Source organism: Rhodoferax sp. TS-BS-61-7, from assembly GCF_002943465.1.
Classification (GTDB): Bacteria; Pseudomonadota; Gammaproteobacteria; order Burkholderiales; family Burkholderiaceae_C; genus Allorhodoferax.
On the sequence record NZ_PTQY01000007.1, the window covers coordinates 80,044 to 95,453 of the forward strand.

General features: G+C 63.3%; 13 protein-coding genes, 5 tRNA genes and 1 pseudogene. 7 read left to right on the forward strand and 12 right to left on the reverse strand.

The genetic code is table 11. From position 1 onward, the window contains the following. Nucleotides 1-75 precede the first annotated feature (75 nt). Nucleotides 76-1,389, forward strand: a complete 1,314-nt coding sequence (locus C5F53_RS17010) for a TolC family outer membrane protein (RefSeq protein WP_236635421.1) — start codon at nucleotides 76-78, stop codon at nucleotides 1,387-1,389. Nucleotides 1,390-1,429: 40 nt separating this feature from the next. On the opposite strand, the gene C5F53_RS17015 is transcribed toward C5F53_RS17010, so the two are convergent. Genes C5F53_RS17015 through C5F53_RS17025 form a run of 3 tightly spaced genes read right to left on the reverse strand, consistent with a single transcriptional unit; the run spans nucleotide 1,430 to nucleotide 5,198 of the window. After that, nucleotides 1,430-2,761, reverse strand: coding sequence for a 3-deoxy-D-manno-octulosonic acid transferase (locus C5F53_RS17015; protein WP_201740882.1), 1,332 nt, complete (start codon nucleotides 2,759-2,761; stop codon nucleotides 1,430-1,432). Next, nucleotides 2,752-3,825 carry a lipopolysaccharide heptosyltransferase I gene (waaC, locus tag C5F53_RS17020; protein ID WP_236635422.1) on the reverse strand — a complete coding sequence of 358 codons (1,074 nt, stop codon included), beginning with the start codon at nucleotides 3,823-3,825 and terminating at the stop codon, nucleotides 2,752-2,754. The genes C5F53_RS17015 and waaC overlap by 10 nt, the downstream gene beginning before the upstream one ends. After that, nucleotides 3,822-5,198: a phosphomannomutase/phosphoglucomutase gene (locus tag C5F53_RS17025; RefSeq protein WP_105262596.1), complete on the reverse strand. Its 1,377-nt coding sequence runs from the start codon at nucleotides 5,196-5,198 to the stop codon at nucleotides 3,822-3,824. The genes waaC and C5F53_RS17025 overlap by 4 nt, the downstream gene beginning before the upstream one ends. Nucleotides 5,199-5,339: 141 nt before the next feature. On the opposite strand from C5F53_RS17025, the gene C5F53_RS17030 reads away from it, so the two are divergent. Genes C5F53_RS17030 through C5F53_RS17040 form a run of 3 tightly spaced genes read left to right on the forward strand, consistent with a single transcriptional unit; the run spans nucleotide 5,340 to nucleotide 8,333 of the window. Next, nucleotides 5,340-6,866, forward strand: a complete 1,527-nt coding sequence (locus tag C5F53_RS17030) for an Ada metal-binding domain-containing protein (protein ID WP_201740884.1) — start codon at nucleotides 5,340-5,342, stop codon at nucleotides 6,864-6,866. Nucleotides 6,867-6,909: 43 nt separating this feature from the next. Continuing rightward, a complete protein-coding gene (locus C5F53_RS17035; protein ID WP_105262597.1) occupies nucleotides 6,910-7,404 on the forward strand; it encodes a methylated-DNA--[protein]-cysteine S-methyltransferase in 495 nt (164 codons plus the stop codon). After that, the gene (locus C5F53_RS17040; RefSeq protein ID WP_105262598.1) at nucleotides 7,401-8,333 is read left to right on the forward strand and encodes a DMT family transporter; all 933 of its coding nucleotides are present in this window, start codon (nucleotides 7,401-7,403) and stop codon (nucleotides 8,331-8,333) included. Before C5F53_RS17035 ends, C5F53_RS17040 begins: the two co-directional genes overlap by 4 nt. On the opposite strand, the gene C5F53_RS17045 is transcribed toward C5F53_RS17040, so the two are convergent. Further along, nucleotides 8,305-8,964, reverse strand: a complete 660-nt coding sequence (locus C5F53_RS17045) for a DUF1345 domain-containing protein (RefSeq protein ID WP_105262599.1) — start codon at nucleotides 8,962-8,964, stop codon at nucleotides 8,305-8,307. The two genes, C5F53_RS17040 and C5F53_RS17045, sit on opposite strands and share 29 nt — an antisense overlap. A gap of 577 nt (nucleotides 8,965-9,541) precedes the next feature. On the opposite strand from C5F53_RS17045, the gene C5F53_RS17050 reads away from it, so the two are divergent. The 3 genes and pseudogenes from C5F53_RS17050 to C5F53_RS17060 all read left to right on the forward strand — a co-directional run bounded on the left by C5F53_RS17050 (nucleotide 9,542) and on the right by C5F53_RS17060 (nucleotide 10,887). Further along, complete coding sequence (locus C5F53_RS17050; RefSeq protein ID WP_105262600.1) at nucleotides 9,542-9,751, forward strand: hypothetical protein; 210 nt, start codon at nucleotides 9,542-9,544, stop codon at nucleotides 9,749-9,751. A 125-nt stretch (nucleotides 9,752-9,876) separates the two neighbouring features. Then, nucleotides 9,877-10,092 (forward strand): Com family DNA-binding transcriptional regulator, encoded by a 216-nt coding sequence (locus C5F53_RS17055; RefSeq protein ID WP_105262601.1) that lies wholly within the window; start codon nucleotides 9,877-9,879, stop codon nucleotides 10,090-10,092. A gap of 37 nt (nucleotides 10,093-10,129) precedes the next feature. Continuing rightward, nucleotides 10,130-10,887 (forward strand): annotated as a pseudogene (locus tag C5F53_RS17060) (DNA adenine methylase). On the opposite strand, the gene C5F53_RS17065 reads toward C5F53_RS17060, so the two are convergent. The 8 genes from C5F53_RS17065 to C5F53_RS17100 all read right to left on the reverse strand — a co-directional run bounded on the left by C5F53_RS17065 (nucleotide 10,877) and on the right by C5F53_RS17100 (nucleotide 15,410). Continuing rightward, nucleotides 10,877-11,620 carry an FkbM family methyltransferase gene (locus C5F53_RS17065; RefSeq protein WP_105262602.1) on the reverse strand — a complete coding sequence of 248 codons (744 nt, stop codon included), beginning with the start codon at nucleotides 11,618-11,620 and terminating at the stop codon, nucleotides 10,877-10,879. The pseudogene C5F53_RS17060 and the gene C5F53_RS17065 overlap by 11 nt on opposite strands. Nucleotides 11,621-12,038: 418 nt before the next feature. Next, a tRNA-Asp gene (locus C5F53_RS17070) sits at nucleotides 12,039-12,115 on the reverse strand. 103 nt (nucleotides 12,116-12,218) lie between these two features. Then, nucleotides 12,219-12,294, reverse strand: a tRNA-Glu gene (locus C5F53_RS17075). A gap of 62 nt (nucleotides 12,295-12,356) precedes the next feature. After that, nucleotides 12,357-12,433, reverse strand: a tRNA-Asp gene (locus C5F53_RS17080). Between the two features lie 103 nt (nucleotides 12,434-12,536). Then, nucleotides 12,537-12,612: transfer RNA gene (locus tag C5F53_RS17085), tRNA-Glu, on the reverse strand. A 32-nt stretch (nucleotides 12,613-12,644) separates the two neighbouring features. Further along, a tRNA-Ala gene (locus tag C5F53_RS17090) sits at nucleotides 12,645-12,720 on the reverse strand. A 75-nt stretch (nucleotides 12,721-12,795) separates the two neighbouring features. Beyond that, complete coding sequence (gltX, locus tag C5F53_RS17095) at nucleotides 12,796-14,196, reverse strand: glutamate--tRNA ligase (protein ID WP_105262603.1); 1,401 nt, start codon at nucleotides 14,194-14,196, stop codon at nucleotides 12,796-12,798. A gap of 2 nt (nucleotides 14,197-14,198) precedes the next feature. Beyond that, on the reverse strand, nucleotides 14,199-15,410 hold the full coding sequence (locus C5F53_RS17100; RefSeq protein WP_105262604.1) for an O-succinylhomoserine sulfhydrylase: 1,212 nt from the start codon (nucleotides 15,408-15,410) through the stop codon (nucleotides 14,199-14,201).

Sequence of the window (15,410 nt, forward strand, 5' to 3'; positions counted from 1 at the left end):
TTGCTCCGCATCCGTACGGCCCCATTCCTTCCGAGCCCCAGAAAGCCCTCCTCCATGTCACGTCTACGAAATCCCATGCGCCTCAAACTGCTGCCCCTGGCCCTGCTGGCCGCTGCCACCTTCGCCCCCCTGGCCCAGGCCCAGAGCCTGCTGGACCTGTACAGCGCCGCACGCGGCTTTGACGCCAGCTACCAGTCGGCCAAAAGCCAGTTCGACGCCACGCTGGCCAAGTCGGCCCAGGCACGGGCGGCCATCCTGCCCACCGCCAACTTTGCGCTGGGTGCGAGCCGCTCCAACCAGGAAGTGCTGCCCTCGGCTGAGCGTTCATATGGTTCCCAAACCGCCACCATCAGCGCCTCCCAGCCTTTGTACCGCCCAGCCAACTGGGCCAGCTACGAGCAGGGCAACAAACAGATCGCTCTGGCCCAGGCCCAGCTGCAGGCCGCCGAGCAGGACCTGATCGTGCGCGTGAGCCAGGCCTACTTTGATGTGCTGGCCTCTGCCGACAGCCTGGCCTTTGTGAAGAGCCAAAAGACCGCCGTGGCGGAGCAGCTGGCCTCGGCCAAGCGCAACTTCGAGGTGGGCACCTCCACCATCACCGACAGCCGCGAGGCACAGGCTCGTTTTGACCTGGTGGTGGCGCAAGAGCTGGCCGCCGAGAACGACCTGCGCGTGAAAACCATTGCCCTGAACCAGTTGGTGGGTAAGAGTGATGCCACGCCCAAACCTTTGGCCGCCCCGGTAGTACTGGCGCCGCTGGAGCCCGGTGATGCCGAAGTCTGGGTGCAACAGTCTGCCACCCGCCACCCTGGCATCCAGCAGCAAGAGATTGCGCTGGAAGTGGCCAAGCTGGAAACCGCCAAGGCCGAAGCCGGCCACAAGCCCACGCTGGACCTGACGGGCAGCTATTCGGCAGTTAACAACAACGGTACTTCAACCGCCACCGCCGACAGCCGAGTCAATGTGGCCACCGTGGGCCTGTCCTTCAACCTGCCCCTGTTTGCCGGCTTCGCCACGCAGAACCGCATCAAGGAAACACTGGCCCTGGAAGACAAGGCCCGTACCGACCTGGAAGCCACCAAACGTGCGGTGGCCCAAGGCACCCGCACCGCCTTCTTTGGTGTGTTGTCCGGCCAGGGCCAGGTCAAGGCGCTGGAAGCGGCTGAGGCGTCGAGCCAAAGCGCGCTGGACGCCAACAAGCTGGGTTACCAGGTGGGCGTGCGCATCAACATCGATGTGCTCAACAGCCAGAGCCAGTTGTTTGACACCAAGGCCAAGCTGGCCAAGGCGCGTTATGACGTGTTGCTGGGTGGCTTGAAGCTCAAGCAGGCCAATGGCTCGCTGGTGGCCGACGACCTGAACCCCATCAACGGCCAATTGGCGAACTGATCCTTCCTCCAGGATCGCCCAGGCCCTGAACCTTGCGAGGTCAGGGCCTTTTTTCTGCCAGCACCGCGGCCAGTGCCTGGGCGGTGCGGTGCGCGGCACCACGGTGGGCCGCGCCCAGGTTCAATGCCGCCTGCTGCGCCTGGGCCAGGGCGGCGGGGTGTTGCAGCATTGCCATCGCACGCTGCACTGCGTCGGCCAGATCGGCACATGCAAACGCGGCCCCGGCTTCTGCAGACAGCTGCGCCGCTTCGGCAAAGTTGTAGGTGTGCGGTCCCATGAACACGGGCACGCCACAGGCCGCGGCCTCGATCAGGTTTTGCCCACCCAAGGGCGCAAAACTCCCCCCCAGCAAGGCGGAGTGGGCCAGACCAAAGTACAGCGCCATCTCGCCCAGCGAATCACCCAGCCACACATCGGCCGCCACCGGGCCACCAGCGCCCCACTGGCTGCGCCGCGCCACCGTGTAACCGGCCGCGGCAAACAACGCCGCCACCTCATCAAAGCGCTGCGGGTGACGTGGCACAACCAGCCACTGCACCGCATTTGCTATGGTTTCAGGAGCTGCTTGCGCAATATCCACGGGGGCTAGAGGCCCATTTTGCTTCAAAACCTCGACCAGCATAGCTTCTTCGCCTTCGCGCGCACTGGCAAACAGCAGCACCGAGCGGGCGCTTGCACCACGCCAGGCGTGGCCCTGGGCCAGTTGGGTAGCGTTGGGTGCCATGTCGAATTTGAAATTGCCCATCACGCCGCGCACCGGGGCGCCCAATTGGCGCAGACGCAAGGCATCGGCCTCGCTTTGCGCCCACGCCGCATGCAGGCCACGGTAGGTGGGGCGTGCCAGCCAGGCCAGGCGCTTGGCCTGGCGCAGGCTTTTCTCGCTCAAGCGCGCATTCACCAGGCACAGCGGCACGCCGGCACGCGCACTCTCGGCCACCAGATTGGGCCAGAGTTCGGTTTCCATCAGCAGGCCGATCTGCGGGCGAAAGTGGGCCAGGAAACGGCGCACCGCGCCCAGCGTGTCCCACGGCTGCCAGACCTGCACATCGCCGGGTTGCAGCAGGCGCACACCGGCCGCGCGGCCCGTGGCCGTGCCGTGGGTGAGCAACAGGCGCATGCCGGGCCACTGCGCGCGCAGGGCCGTCACCAAGGTGGCCGCGGCCAGTGTTTCGCCCAGCGAGACGGCATGCAGCCAAACCAACGGGCCCTCACCTGCCGCAGGCGCTGGCGCTGGCTGCGTGTAGTGGCCAAAACGTTCGCCTACGTGTTCGCCATACAGAGGTTCTGCCACCGCGCGGCGGCGCAGCTTGCGGCGCACCAGCGGCTGGGCCAGCCAGACGGCCAGCGAATACAGGGCGCGCATCATCGGCATAGCACCGGGGTGGCCAGGCTTTCCCAGGCCTCCCACACCGCGTCCACGGTGGGCTGGGGCTGGCCATACACGCTGCACTGGCGCAGCGGCAGGCGCGACGCCGTGGCGGCGTCGGTGCCGGCCAGCACCTCGGGCCCGGTGCGCCAGGCAGTGTCAAAGTTGTAGAGCTGCACATGCGGCAGGTCCAGCGCCACGGCAATGTGGCTCACACCGCTGTCCACGCCCACCACACCGGCGCATTGGGCCAGCGTGTCGGTCATGGCGTCCAGCGCCATGGCGGGCCAGACCCAGGCGTCCTGCAGCTGTTTGGCAATCGCCTCGCTGGTGGTTTTCTCGGCCGCATTGCCATGCGCCAGTGCGACGGAAAAACCAGCATGGTTGAGGCGCTGGCCCAGTGCCACCCAGGCGGCCTGCGGCCATTCCTTGTCGAGCCGCGACGTGCCATGCACCAGCGCCACCACGGGCTTTTTGGGCGCAAATGGGTTGCCACCGGCAGCGTTCTGCACGGGCGCGGCGGCGGCCAGCGCACCGGCGTGCAGGCCCGCCAGGGCCGGGCCCTGCAGGTCGTAACCCAGGGCGGCGGCACACAAAATACGCGAGCGCTGCACGGCATGCACATGGGGTTCAATCTCGATGGCCACATCGGCCACCCAACGGGCTGGTGCTTCAAAACCCGAGCCCTCGGTCTGGTTGGCCAGGCCATAACGTTTGCCCGTGGGCGTGGTGCGCGCCAGCCAAGACACCAGCGCCGACTTGCTCAGGCCCTGCAGGTCGATGACGGCGTCGTAGGCCTGGGCCTGCAACTGCGTTTTGAAGGCTTTCCACTCGCGGCGTGTGGTGGCGGCCAGCGGCGCTTTGCGCCAGCGCCGCAGGTCGCAAGCGATCACCTGGCCCACACCTTCGCAGCGCGCCACCAACGGCGCAAACGCACCCTCCACCACCCAGTCCATCTGTGCCTGCGGGTAGGCACAGCGCAGGTCCTGCACCGCGGGCATGGCGTGCACCACATCACCCAGCGACGAAAGTTTGACGATGAGGATGCGTTGGATAGTCGCGGCTTTCAATGGGTGGCCTTGCTCAGTTGGGCCTCTGGCACCACGGTGCGCAGCAGGGCCAGCATGTCGGCCTGGATGCGTTGCAGCGCGACCTCGGTATGCCCTTCAAAACGCAGCACCAGCACCGGGTTGGTGTTGGAGGCGCGCACCAGACCAAAACCATCGGACCAGTCCACACGGAGGCCGTCTACCGTATGCACTTGCGCCGGCGCGTCGAACCGTGCGCCGGCCACCAGCTGCGCCACCACCACATGCGCCTCTTCACACGCCACATGCAGCTCAGGCGTACAAAAGCTGGTAGGCAGGGCTTGCAGCTGCGCACCCGCATCCGGCGCACGGCTCAGGATTTCGAGCAGGCGGGCGGCGGCGTAGGTGCCGTCGTCAAAACCGTACCAACGCTCCTGAAAAAAAATGTGGCCGGTCATCTCGCCGCCCAGCAGCGCGTTAACTTCCCGCATCTTGGCCTTGATCAGCGAATGGCCGGTCTTCCACATCAACGGTGTGCCACCCGCGGCAGCGATCACCGGGGCGAGTTGCTGCGAACACTTCACATCAAACACCACGGTGCCGCCGGGCGTGCGCGACAGCGCATCACGTGCGAACAGCATCATCTGGCGGTCGGCGTAAATGGTGGCTCCATCGCGCGTGACCACGCCCAGCCGGTCGCCGTCACCATCAAAGGCCAGGCCCAGCTCAGCATCACCCGCCTGCAGGGCAGCAGTGAGATCACGCAAGTTCTCGGGTTGGCTGGGGTCGGGGTGGTGGTTAGGGAAATTGCCATCCACGGTGCTGAACAGCTCCTGCACCTCGCAACCGATGGCGCGTAACACACCCGGCGCCGAGGCTCCGGCCACACCGTTGCCACTGTCCACCACCACCTTGAGCGGGCGCGCCAATCGGATATCCCCCGCGATGCGCGTGGTGTAGGCGGCCAGCAGGTCCACGCGGCGGTAAGAGCCACCGGGCTGCAGCAGCCAAGTCTCTTGCTCCATGCAAGTGCGCAGGGCCTGGATGGCATCGCCATACATCGCCTGCCCGCCCAGCACCATCTTGAAGCCGTTGTCATCGCGCGGGTTGTGGCTGCCAGTCACCTCGATGCCGCTGGTGCACAGCGTGCGCGCCGCGAAATACAGCATGGGCGTGGTGACCATGCCCACGTCGATCACCGCAACGCCAGCGTCCTGCAGCCCTTGCATGAGGGCAGCCATGAGCATGGGGCCGCTCAGACGCCCATCACGCCCGACCGCCACCGTGGTTTCGCCCTGGGCCATGGCCACCGTGCCAAAGGCCCGGCCCAGACCGCGCGCAATGTCTTCGGTCAGGGTTTGGGGCACCACGCCGCGGATGTCATAGGCTTTGAAAATACGGGGTGCCAACTGCACTAAAAAAATCCTTATTGCGGCCCTGCGCAAATGCCCGGGCCTGTGGCGGCACATTGTAGGCGGCGCACCTCGCTTATTGGGACTCAGCCACATGTCCGAAAACGGCGCATCGCGCGGGCGTGGCTCCGTATCATCAGCGCCATGCACACGCCCTTGCCCACCGCCCCCACTGCAGCTGACGCGGGCCAGTACCTGGCCCTCAAGGCCCGCGATGCGCGCTTTGACGGGCGCTTCTTCACCGGCGTGACCAGCACCGGCATCTACTGCCGCCCGGTCTGCAAGGTACGCACGCCCAAACAAGAGAACTGCCGCTTCTTTGCCCTGGCCTCGCAGGCCGAGGCAGCGGGCTTTCGACCCTGCATGCGCTGCCGCCCCGAGCTGGCGCCTTCAGGCCTGCAGGCGCTGGGTGCGCAGGCCTGGTCCACGCAAGACGCGTCAGCCATCCTGGCGCGCCAAGCCGCGCAGTTGTTGGATGCCCCCCAGTTGTGGAGCGATGGTGCGCCCAGCATGGGCCAGGTGGCCGAGCGCTTGGGGGTAAGCGAGCGCCACCTGCGCCGCATTTTTGAGGCACTGTGGGGCGTCTCGCCCTTGCAGTACCTGCAGACGCGGCGCCTGCTGACGGCCAAACAATTGCTCACCGACACCCAGCTTCCCATCGCCCAGGTGGCGGCCCTGAGCGGCTTTGCCAGCGTGCGGCGCTTCAATACCGTGTTTGTGGCGCAGTACCGCCTGCAGCCACGCGCGCTGCGCAGTGCCACGGGGAAAAGTAGCTACGGGAGCACTGGGCATAACAGCGGCTTGCAACTCAAAGCCGCCTACCGCCCACCGCTGGACGAGGCCGCCCTGCTGCAGTTTTTTGCCCAACGCAGCCTGGCCGGTGTGGAGGTGGTGGACGTGACCCAGCTGCGCCTGGCCCGCACGCTCGCGCTGGACTGGGCAGGCCAAACGCTGCAGGGCTGGGTGCAACTGCAGCTGCTGCCCGCACGCAGCGAGGTGCTGATCACCGTGAGTGAATCGCTGGCCACCGCGCTGCCGCTGGTGATGGCGCGCGTGCGCAGCCTGCTGGACCTGGACGCCGACCCACACGCCATCCACGCCGTGCTGCAGGGTGCGTTTCCCAACAGCGCAGGCCTGCGCGTGCCGGGCGCGGTGGACGGCTTTGAGCTGGCGGTACGCGCCGTGCTGGGCCAGCAGATCACCGTGCAGGCCGCGCGCACCCTGGGCGCACGGCTGGTGCAGCGCTTTGGTACACCGCTGGCCACGCCCATCACGGGCCTTACCCATCTGTTCCCCAGCGCGGCCCAACTGCGCCATTCCAGCGACGACGCACTGGGCCAGCTCGGCATCGTGTGCCAGCGCCAGCAGGCCATCCGCGCGCTGGCTGCCGCCGTGGCCGACGGGCAACTGGCGCTCAACGCCAGCGCCGATGTGCCGGCCACGCTGGTAGCGCTGCAGGCCCTGCCCGGCATTGGCGCGTGGACGGCGCACTACATCGCCATGCGCGCGCTGCGCTGGCCCGATGCCTTTCCGGCCGGCGACGTGGCGCTGCACAAGGCCCTGGGCGTGCGCGAACAGCCGCGCCCCGCCGTGGCCGCCGAACAGGCCTCGCAGGCATGGCGTCCGTGGCGCAGCTACGCCACCGTACGCGCTTGGTCGCTCCTGAATTAATAGCTGCTTGCGCATATTCCATAAGGGCTGGAGGCCTGTTTTTATGAAATTCTCACCCCATACCGTCCGCACGTCCCTCACCACCCCGCTGGGCCCCATGACCCTGGCCGCCACCGACACAGCCCTGGTCGGTGCCTGGTTTGACGGGCAACAGCACCAACCGGCTTTTGACGCCTGGCCCGTGCAGGCAAAACATCCGCTGCTGCGCGCCGCTGGCCAGCAACTGATGGAATACTTTGCTGGCCAGCGCCGCCACTTCGACCTGTCACTGGACCTGTCGGGCGGCACCGCATTCCAACAAGCGGTGTGGGCCCAGTTGCAAACGATCGCCCCAGGCAGCACGGTAAGCTACGGCCATATCAGCCAGCAAATCCAGAATCCCGCAGCCGTGCGCGCCGTCGGTGCCGCCGTCGGCCGCAATCCCCTCAGTGTCATCGTGCCCTGCCACCGCGTGCTGGGCGCCAACGGGGCGCTCACCGGATATGCCGGGGGTCTGGACCGCAAAATCGCCCTGCTCCAACTAGAAAGCCCTGTGTGACCTCTTCGTCTTCTGCCACGCCTGCCTCCACCGCTGCACCCGCAAGCCCCTGGGTGCTGGACTTTGTACTGCTCGCCGCCATCTGGGGCTCGTCCTTTTTGTTCATGCGCATGGGCGCCAAGGAGTTTGGTGCGCTGCCCACCGCCGGCATGCGTGTGGGCATTGCGGCCGCCTTCTTGTTGCCCATCCTTTGGTACCGGGGCCAGGTAGCCGCGCTGCGCCAACACTGGAAACTGGTGTTCACGGTAGGCATCCTCAATTCGGCCATTCCCTTTGCCTGTCTGTCGTTTGCGCTGCTGTCCATCTCCACCGGGCTGTCGTCCATCCTCAACGCCACCGTACCGCTGTTTGGCGCCGTCGTAGCCTGGGTCTGGCTCAAAGACAGGCCCCACGGACTGCGTGTGCTGGGCTTGTTGGTCGGTTTTTTCGGGGTGGCCTTGCTGGCCTGGAGCAAGTCCAGCTTCACGCCCGGTGCCGGCGGTGGCTCCACGGGCTGGGCCGTGCTGGCCTGTCTGGTGGCATGTTTTTTCTATGGCCTATCCGCCAGCTTCACGCGTCGCTTTCTCCCAGGCGTGCCCTCCATGGTGCTGGCTACAGGCAGCCAGGTGGGCGCCACGCTGGCACTGCTGCCCTTCACGCTTTGGTACTGGCCCGCACATGCCGCCAGCACCGCAGCCTGGCTGGCCCTGTTGGCACTGGGTGTCCTGTGCACCGGCATTGCCTACGTGATCTTCTTCCGCCTGATTGACCGGCGCGGCCCGGCAAAGGCGCTGACCGTGACCTACGCCATTCCCGTGTTCGGCGTGGCCTACGGCGTGCTGCTGCTGGGCGAAACCATCACCCCCTGGATGCTGGTCTGCGGCCCCATCATCTTGCTAGGCACCGCCCTGTCCAGCGGACTTATTGGATCGCGCCCGCCATCACGTTGATGGACAGGGCCAGCACCAGCATGTTGAAGCCAAAGGCCGTCACGCTGTGCAGCAGTGTGAGCCGACGCATCTGGCGCGACGTGACCACCACGTCCGACACCTGCGAGGTCATGCCCACCACGTGGGCGTAGTACAAAAAGTCAAAGTAGTCGGGCGGCAGCTTGCCCGGGAAATCCAAGCCCGCACCATGAGGCTGCCCACGCAGCTCTTCCTGGTAGTACACATGGGCATAACGGAAGGCAAAGATGGTTTGCATCAGCAACCACGATGCCGCCAGCGCCAAGAGGCTCAAGGCAAGATGCGCCGCGCGCTCCGTTCCGGAGAGGTCTTTGACGTGCTGCAGCATCAGCGCAATGGCCGTAAAACTTGCAAACACCGAGAGCAGCAGCAACACAAACAAGGTCATGCCCGGCTGGTCCTGCGCCTGGGCCCGGGCCCGCGTACGTTTGGCATCAAACGCCACGGCCAGCCACCACGACAAAACCAGGTAGGTACTGGCCCCCACCGTCCAGGCCAACAAGGCTTGTGAGGGCGTCGCCACTGGCAAAGGCAACACCGCGGTCACCGCGCCCGCGATCGCACCATAGACCAAGCGCTGGTGGCCCGTGGTTTCGGAAAAATGTTTGTGCATTGGGCGATGTGCGAGACCACGATCATGGGGGAAACGGGATAAGCCGGTCCTGAGTGGGGCAGGCCGAGAAAATTCCCAATGAACTCAGGGGTTTACAGCCGATTGGGGCGCGGATGGCGGAGGTAGCACCGGGCCACGGTATTCTGAAGCGCCTGGGGCGATCTGAGCGGGCGACGGCGGTGGGGGTGAGCTGGATAGCCACGCCTTTAAGGCCGCTTGCACAGCCCTTTAAACGCCCCTGCAAACCCCGTGAGCCCAGTGAGGCGCACCCGTGAGCTGGCCCAAAGGCGCCTAGCGATACCTGGGTGGGAGACACGATGGGCATGGGCGGCATCATAGCCCCGCCAAAAACAAAGGTGGGACGCAAGCGTCCCACCTTCTCTCCAATGGAGCCACGCGCGAGGTGTGACGCCGAAGTCTCTAAATTCCTTTAGTTATCTCCTGTGGATAAGTCAGCCTCGGGGGAGTCAAACAGGCTGGGCTGGGCTGGGCTGGGCCTTGGCACGGGCAGCGGCCAGGGCGCGCCGGTAGATCTGGTACACCCGGACGAAGCTGATGCCGTAGTCCTTGGCGACCAATGAGCATTTTCCTTGCCATCGTCCTGCTGCTGATCGGGGCTGCACTTGCAATCGCCGCCCTGGCTGCAACGCCCTTCCACGGTGGGCGGCGTCAAAAGCGCGCGAACCTGATTTTTCCAGGCATTGCGTTGGTGTTGATTGCCATCGGCTGGCTGCTGTGGGATGGCTACGGGGGCGTGCTGTACCTGGTGGGAATAGCCAGCCATTAAAGAAGACAGGGCGAAGGCCTGAGGTGCGCTAACACCTTAGGCCCCCGCCTCCGCCGTGAACGAGCACGGCATCGACCAATGACCCTGTCACCTGTACAGGCCGGGCCATTATCAGAGATGCCGACATGGAAACAGTTAGATGCGGGCAGTGCCAGAGAAAGCTGGCCGAAGCCCAATACACCAGGTTAGAAATCAAGTGCCCCAAGTGCGGCACCTTGAACGTTTTGAGAGCCCGCGCCGCTGATCGCAGCAGCCCGAGCCCCACACCAGAACGCCCCCGAGCGTCATCAAAAAGAGCGCCGACTGATGACGACAAAAAGGGGCGCAAAAACGCTCATTAAAAAGACAGACGAACTGGGCCTGGTGCAAGCCGCGCCGATGGTGCGGTGGGTGGGCGGCAAGCGCCGCCTTGCGCCCCACATCCTGCCGCTGTTCCCCGACCACAGCTGCTACGTGGAGCCCTTTGCCGGGGCCGCTGCGCTGTTCTTCCTGAAAGAGCCCGTGAAGGTTGAGGTACTTAACGATGTGAACGGTGACCTGGTCACCCTTTACCGCGTGGTGCAGCACCACCTGGATGAGTTCGTAAAGCACTTTAAATGGGCACTGGCCAGCCGCGAGATCTACAAGTGGCTGCAGATCACGCCTGTGGAGACGCTGACCGATATCCAACGCGCGGCGCGCTTCTTTTACCTGCAGTCGCTGGGCTTCGGTGGCAAGGTGGAAGGCAGAACCTTCGGCACTGCCACCACGTCCAAGGCCGCGCTCAACTTGTTGCGCTTGGAGGAGCAGCTCAGCGCCGTCCACCTCCGGCTGCACCAGGTGTTTATTGAGCGCCTGGAGTGGTCAGCCTGCCTGCAGCGCTACGACCGCCCGCACAGCCTGTTCTACATGGCCCCCCCTACTGGAGCACTACAGGCTACTGCGTGGACTTCGACCTGGAGCAATACGACCAGATGGCCGAGCTGATGGGCCGCATGAAGGGCAAGGCGGTGGTCAGCGTGAACGACATCCCAGAGATGCGGGCAGCCTTCAAGGGCCACCACATCAAGCGGGTCAGCATCCGCTACTCGGTCGGCGCATCGGTCAGCGGCCGCGAGCCCAAGGGCGAGCTGATCATCGGCAACTTCAAGCCTTGATATACCAGTCGTCGCACATGGACACGTCCTGCAGTTTTCGGCTGTACCCCTTGGAGGCGAGTAGTTCGAAAATTTCCTGCCTCACAGGCATGTGATTGTGCTCACAGGTGATGACTTTGAACTGGTGCTTGTTGAAATCGAAAGCCTTGAGAATTTCGAACTCACTGCCTTCGGTATCAATGGACAGGTAGTCGATGACCTGGGGGGCTTGGTACTTTTCCAACAGGTCATTCAATGAGATCGTTTCGACCTCATACAGAGTGCTTTTTCTGCGTGCTTTTTCATGGCCATCGGCCACATCGCTGTACATAGCTAGCGTGGATATGTTGGAGGCATCCACTTGATTGAAAGTCAGCTTTTCCCCCGTCGCACGCCACACACAATTCGTCTCAATATGACAGCTTCGGTTCTTCACCAGGTCGCCGTGCCAAACACGGGCTGGCTCTGCCAGAATTCCTCGCCAGCCGAAGGACTTCTCTAGCAAGTAAGAATTGCTCAGTTCAATCCCATTGGTGGCTCCAAATTCGACAAAGAAGCCGTCGCGTTTGAAGCCCAGTTCTGCCAGCACAAAAAGGTCTTGGTGATACTGCGACTTTGACAGCCCATTGAACTCAAGAAGGCGTTTGAACTCCTCTTGATATGAGTGGCTCACCAGCGCCTTGTCATGCCTCTGAAGGAATCGCTTGAAACGCTTGTTGAGGCTGTGACCTAGCTTGTCGAGAAACTTTGACATTTGGACTGGGTAAGAGTGGATCGGAGGTGCTGCTGGATTCTAGTGACATCAAACCCACTCTGGCCCCTGGGCTAGGTTTGGCAGCTAAAATAGATTGGAGATGCTGTAAGGCCCGGGAATCGCGGGCCGCACCCAGTGCATCAACCCAGCGAAGTTCGTGGCTCCTTGAGAATTCTGAGAGGCCGGTTTTGGAGGTGGCCAGCTCGATCCGGGCACAATCAGGGCCTGTTATGGGGCCTTCCAGCCGCCTTTTAGGATGTGTGACCAGGCTGTGGATAACCCAAAATCACCCCGTTTTCACCCTTGCTCCAGTATCGTGGCCTTCATGCTCCACGATCGCGGCCTTTTACAATTGTGGCCACATCGTGTGGCGCAACCAAAAAAAGCCGCTGCATATGTATGCAGCGGCTTTTTGAATTGGCGGAGTGGACGGGACTCGAACCCGCGACCCCCGGCGTGACAGGCCGGTATTCTAACCAACTGAACTACCACTCCTGGTAGCGGTAACCGTTTGCTCGTTGTCTTTCAACTTTCGAGCCAAGTCGCTTTCTTGCGAAAGCTGTTACCAACTTGTTGCCGTTCACCTTGCGGTAAAACTTGGCGACCCTACGGGGATTCGAACCCCGGTACTCACCGTGAAAGGGTGATGTCCTAGGCCTCTAGACGATAGGGTCAAAACCTGAGACGCATTTTCTTCAACAAAAAAGCCGTTGAATCGTCAACGGCTTTTTGAATTTGGCGGAGTGGACGGGACTCGAACCCGCGACCCCCGGCGTGACAGGCCGGTATTCTAACCAACTGAACTACCACTCCTGGTAGCGGTAACCGTTTGCTCGTTGTCTTTCAACTTTCAAGCCAAGTCGCTTTCTTGCGAAAGCTGTTACCAACTTGTTGCCGTTTACCTTGCGGTAAAACTTGGCGACCCTACGGGGATTCGAACCCCGGTACTCACCGTGAAAGGGTGATGTCCTAGGCCTCTAGACGATAGGGTCAAAACCTTGGAACTTGTCCGTTTCAGAAGAATTGGTGGAGGTAAGCGGGATCGAACCGCTGACCTCTTGCATGCCATGCAAGCGCTCTCCCAGCTGAGCTATACCCCCAATTTCCTTGAACACAGCATTGGGTTCAACCAACTTTGCATTCAACTTCCGAGCCTCAAATTATATACAAGTTTTTCAGCCCATGGCAAGTCTGGCGATAACTTTTTCTCTTCCGCTCAATTCCAGCACGGCATCGAGCGACGGGGTCTGCGCCGTGCCCATGACCAACACACGCACGGGCATGGCCAGTTGCGGCATCTTCAGGCCATTGGCGGCGAGCACTTCCTTGGTGGCGGCGGCAATGCTGGCCTTGTCCCAGGCGCAGCTTGTCAGCTTGTCTTTCAACATGGCAATGGCAGGCAACACGGCGTCGGTCACATGCTGCGCCTTCTCGGCCGCATCCACCGCCACATCGCTGTAGAACTTGGCAGCCCAGGTGGCCAAGGCCACGGTGGTGTCGCAGCGGTCTTTAAGCAAACCACAGACCTGTGGCAAGTGGGAGGCGACCACTTCATCCGACAAGGTAACGCCCTGCTTCACCAGTTGTGCAGCCACCAGCGTAGCCAGACGGGTGTTGTCGGCCTGCTTGATGTAGTGCGCGTTGACCCACAGCAACTTGGCCGGGTCCCATTGCGCAGGGCTCTTGTTCAGGTGCGTGCCGTCAAACCAGCTCACCAGTTGTTCGCGTGTGAACAGCTCTTCGTCGCCATGGCTCCAGCCCAGGCGCGCCAGGTAGTTGAGCATGGCCTCGGGCAGGTAGCCGCCCTCTTCGTAGGCCGTGACGCTGACCGCGCCGCGGCGCTTGGACAGCTTTTGTCCATCGTCACCCAGGATGACCGGGCAGTGACCAAACTGCGGCAGCGTTGCGCCCAGCGCGTGGAAGATGTTGATCTGCCAAGGCGTGTTGTTGATGTGCTCGTCGCCGCGGAACACATGGCTGATCTGCATGTCCCAGTCGTCCACCACCACGGCAAAGTTGTAGGTGGGGATGCCATCGGTGCGCACGATGATGAGGTCGTCGATCTCGCGGTTGCTGATGGTGATGGGACCTTTGACGAGGTCATTCCAGGTTACATCGCCATCCGCGGGGTTGCAGAAGCGCACCACCGGCTTCACGCCTTCGGGCACGGGCGGCAGGGTCTTGCCGGGCGCGGGGCGCCAGGTTCCGTCGTACAGCGCCTTCTCGCCACGTGCCTTCTTGGCTTCGCGCACGGCGTCCAGCTCTTCGGGGGTGCTGTAGCAGTAGTAGGCCTTGCCCTCAGCAATCAGTTGGTCCACCACCGCCTTGTAGCGGTCCAGGCGCTGCATTTGGTAGACCGGGCCTTCGTTGTATTCCAGGCCCAGCCACTGCATAGACGCCAGGATCTGGTCGACCGAGTCCTGCGTGGAACGGGCCACATCGGTGTCTTCGATGCGCAGCACAAACTCGCCACCAAAGTGGCGGGCGTAGGCCCACGAATACAACGCGGTGCGCGCAGTACCCAGGTGCAGAAAGCCGGTGGGAGAAGGCGCAATGCGCGTACGAATGTTGCTCATGTTCAAAGGGTGTTCAAACCACGCGCCAAGTCGGCGGTGATGTCATCAAGATGTTCCAGGCCCACGGCCACGCGGATCAGGCCCTGGCCAATGCCGGCCAGTTGGCGCTGCGCCTCGCTCAAGCGGCCATGCGATGTGCTGGCGGGGTGGGCGGCCAGGGTTTTGGTATCGCCCAGGTTGGTGCACAGCGAGAGCACTTGCATGCTGTCCAGCACATGGAAGGCGTTTTTGCGTGCGGCGTCCACATCGGGTGCCTTCACTTCAAACGACAACACCGCGCCACCGAAGCCTGATTGCTGGCGCATGGCCAGTTCGTGCTGGGCATGGCTGGCCAAGCCGGGGTAAAAAACGCGTGCCACCTGCGGCTGGGCTTCCAACCACTTGGCAACCGCCAGCGTCGCTTCGGACTGCGCCTTGACGCGCAGCGCCAGCGTTTCCATGCCCTTGAGCAGCACCCAGGCGTTGAAGGGCGCGAGCACCATGCCGGCGGTGCGGATGACGGGCAGGAAGAGTTCATCACGCTGCTTCTGGGTGCAGCAGATGGCACCGGCCATGACACGGCCCTGGCCATCCAGAAACTTGGTGCCGGAGTGGATGATGAAGTCCGCACCCATGCGCGCAGGGCGCTGCAGCACCGGTGTAGCAAAGCAGTTGTCCACGGCCAAGAAGGCGCGCGCGTTGTGCGCGATATTGGCCAGCGCCTGGATGTCGCAGACCTCGGTGAGCGGATTGGTGGGTGTTTCGGCAAACAGCAGCTTGGTGGTCGGGCGCACGGCAGCCTTCCACGCGGCCACATCGGTTTGCGGCACAAAGGTGGTCTCCACGCCGAACTTCGCAAATTCGCGGCTGAACATGGGAATCACCGAGCCGAACACCGACTGCGAGCAAATCACATGGTCACCCGCCTTGAGCACAGCCATGCCCAGCAGCAGGATGGCGGACATGCCGGACGACGTGGCGATGGCAGCCTCGGTGCCTTCCAGGGCTGCCAGGCGCATTTCCATGCTGCTCACCGTGGGGTTGCCCACGCGCGAGTAGGTGAAGCCCTCTTCTTCCATGGCAAAGCGCGCGGCGCTGGAGGCGGCGCTGGACTGCACATAGCCGCTAGTGAGGTACAGGGCTTCGGAGTTTTCGCCGTACTGGCTGCGCTCCAGAGCCGTGCGCACGGCCAGGGTGTCCAGGTGCAGGCCGTCGGGTAACTGTTGTGCTGCCAT

Coding starts and splice junctions, on each gene's coding strand:
- C5F53_RS17010 (WP_236635421.1), top strand. CDS start 76: ATGCGCCTCAAACTGCTGCCCCTGGCCCTGCTGGCCGCTGCCACCTTC.
- C5F53_RS17015 (WP_201740882.1), bottom strand. CDS start 2,761: ATGCCGATGATGCGCGCCCTGTATTCGCTGGCCGTCTGGCTGGCCCAG.
- C5F53_RS17030 (WP_201740884.1), top strand. CDS start 5,340: ATGCACACGCCCTTGCCCACCGCCCCCACTGCAGCTGACGCGGGCCAG.
- C5F53_RS17035 (WP_105262597.1), top strand. CDS start 6,910: ATGAAATTCTCACCCCATACCGTCCGCACGTCCCTCACCACCCCGCTG.
- C5F53_RS17045 (WP_105262599.1), bottom strand. CDS start 8,964: ATGCACAAACATTTTTCCGAAACCACGGGCCACCAGCGCTTGGTCTAT.
- C5F53_RS17050 (WP_105262600.1), top strand. CDS start 9,542: ATGAGCATTTTCCTTGCCATCGTCCTGCTGCTGATCGGGGCTGCACTT.
- C5F53_RS17055 (WP_105262601.1), top strand. CDS start 9,877: ATGGAAACAGTTAGATGCGGGCAGTGCCAGAGAAAGCTGGCCGAAGCC.
- C5F53_RS17065 (WP_105262602.1), bottom strand. CDS start 11,620: ATGTCAAAGTTTCTCGACAAGCTAGGTCACAGCCTCAACAAGCGTTTC.
- gltX (WP_105262603.1), bottom strand. CDS start 14,196: ATGAGCAACATTCGTACGCGCATTGCGCCTTCTCCCACCGGCTTTCTG.
- C5F53_RS17100 (WP_105262604.1), bottom strand. CDS start 15,410: ATGGCAGCACAACAGTTACCCGACGGCCTGCACCTGGACACCCTGGCC.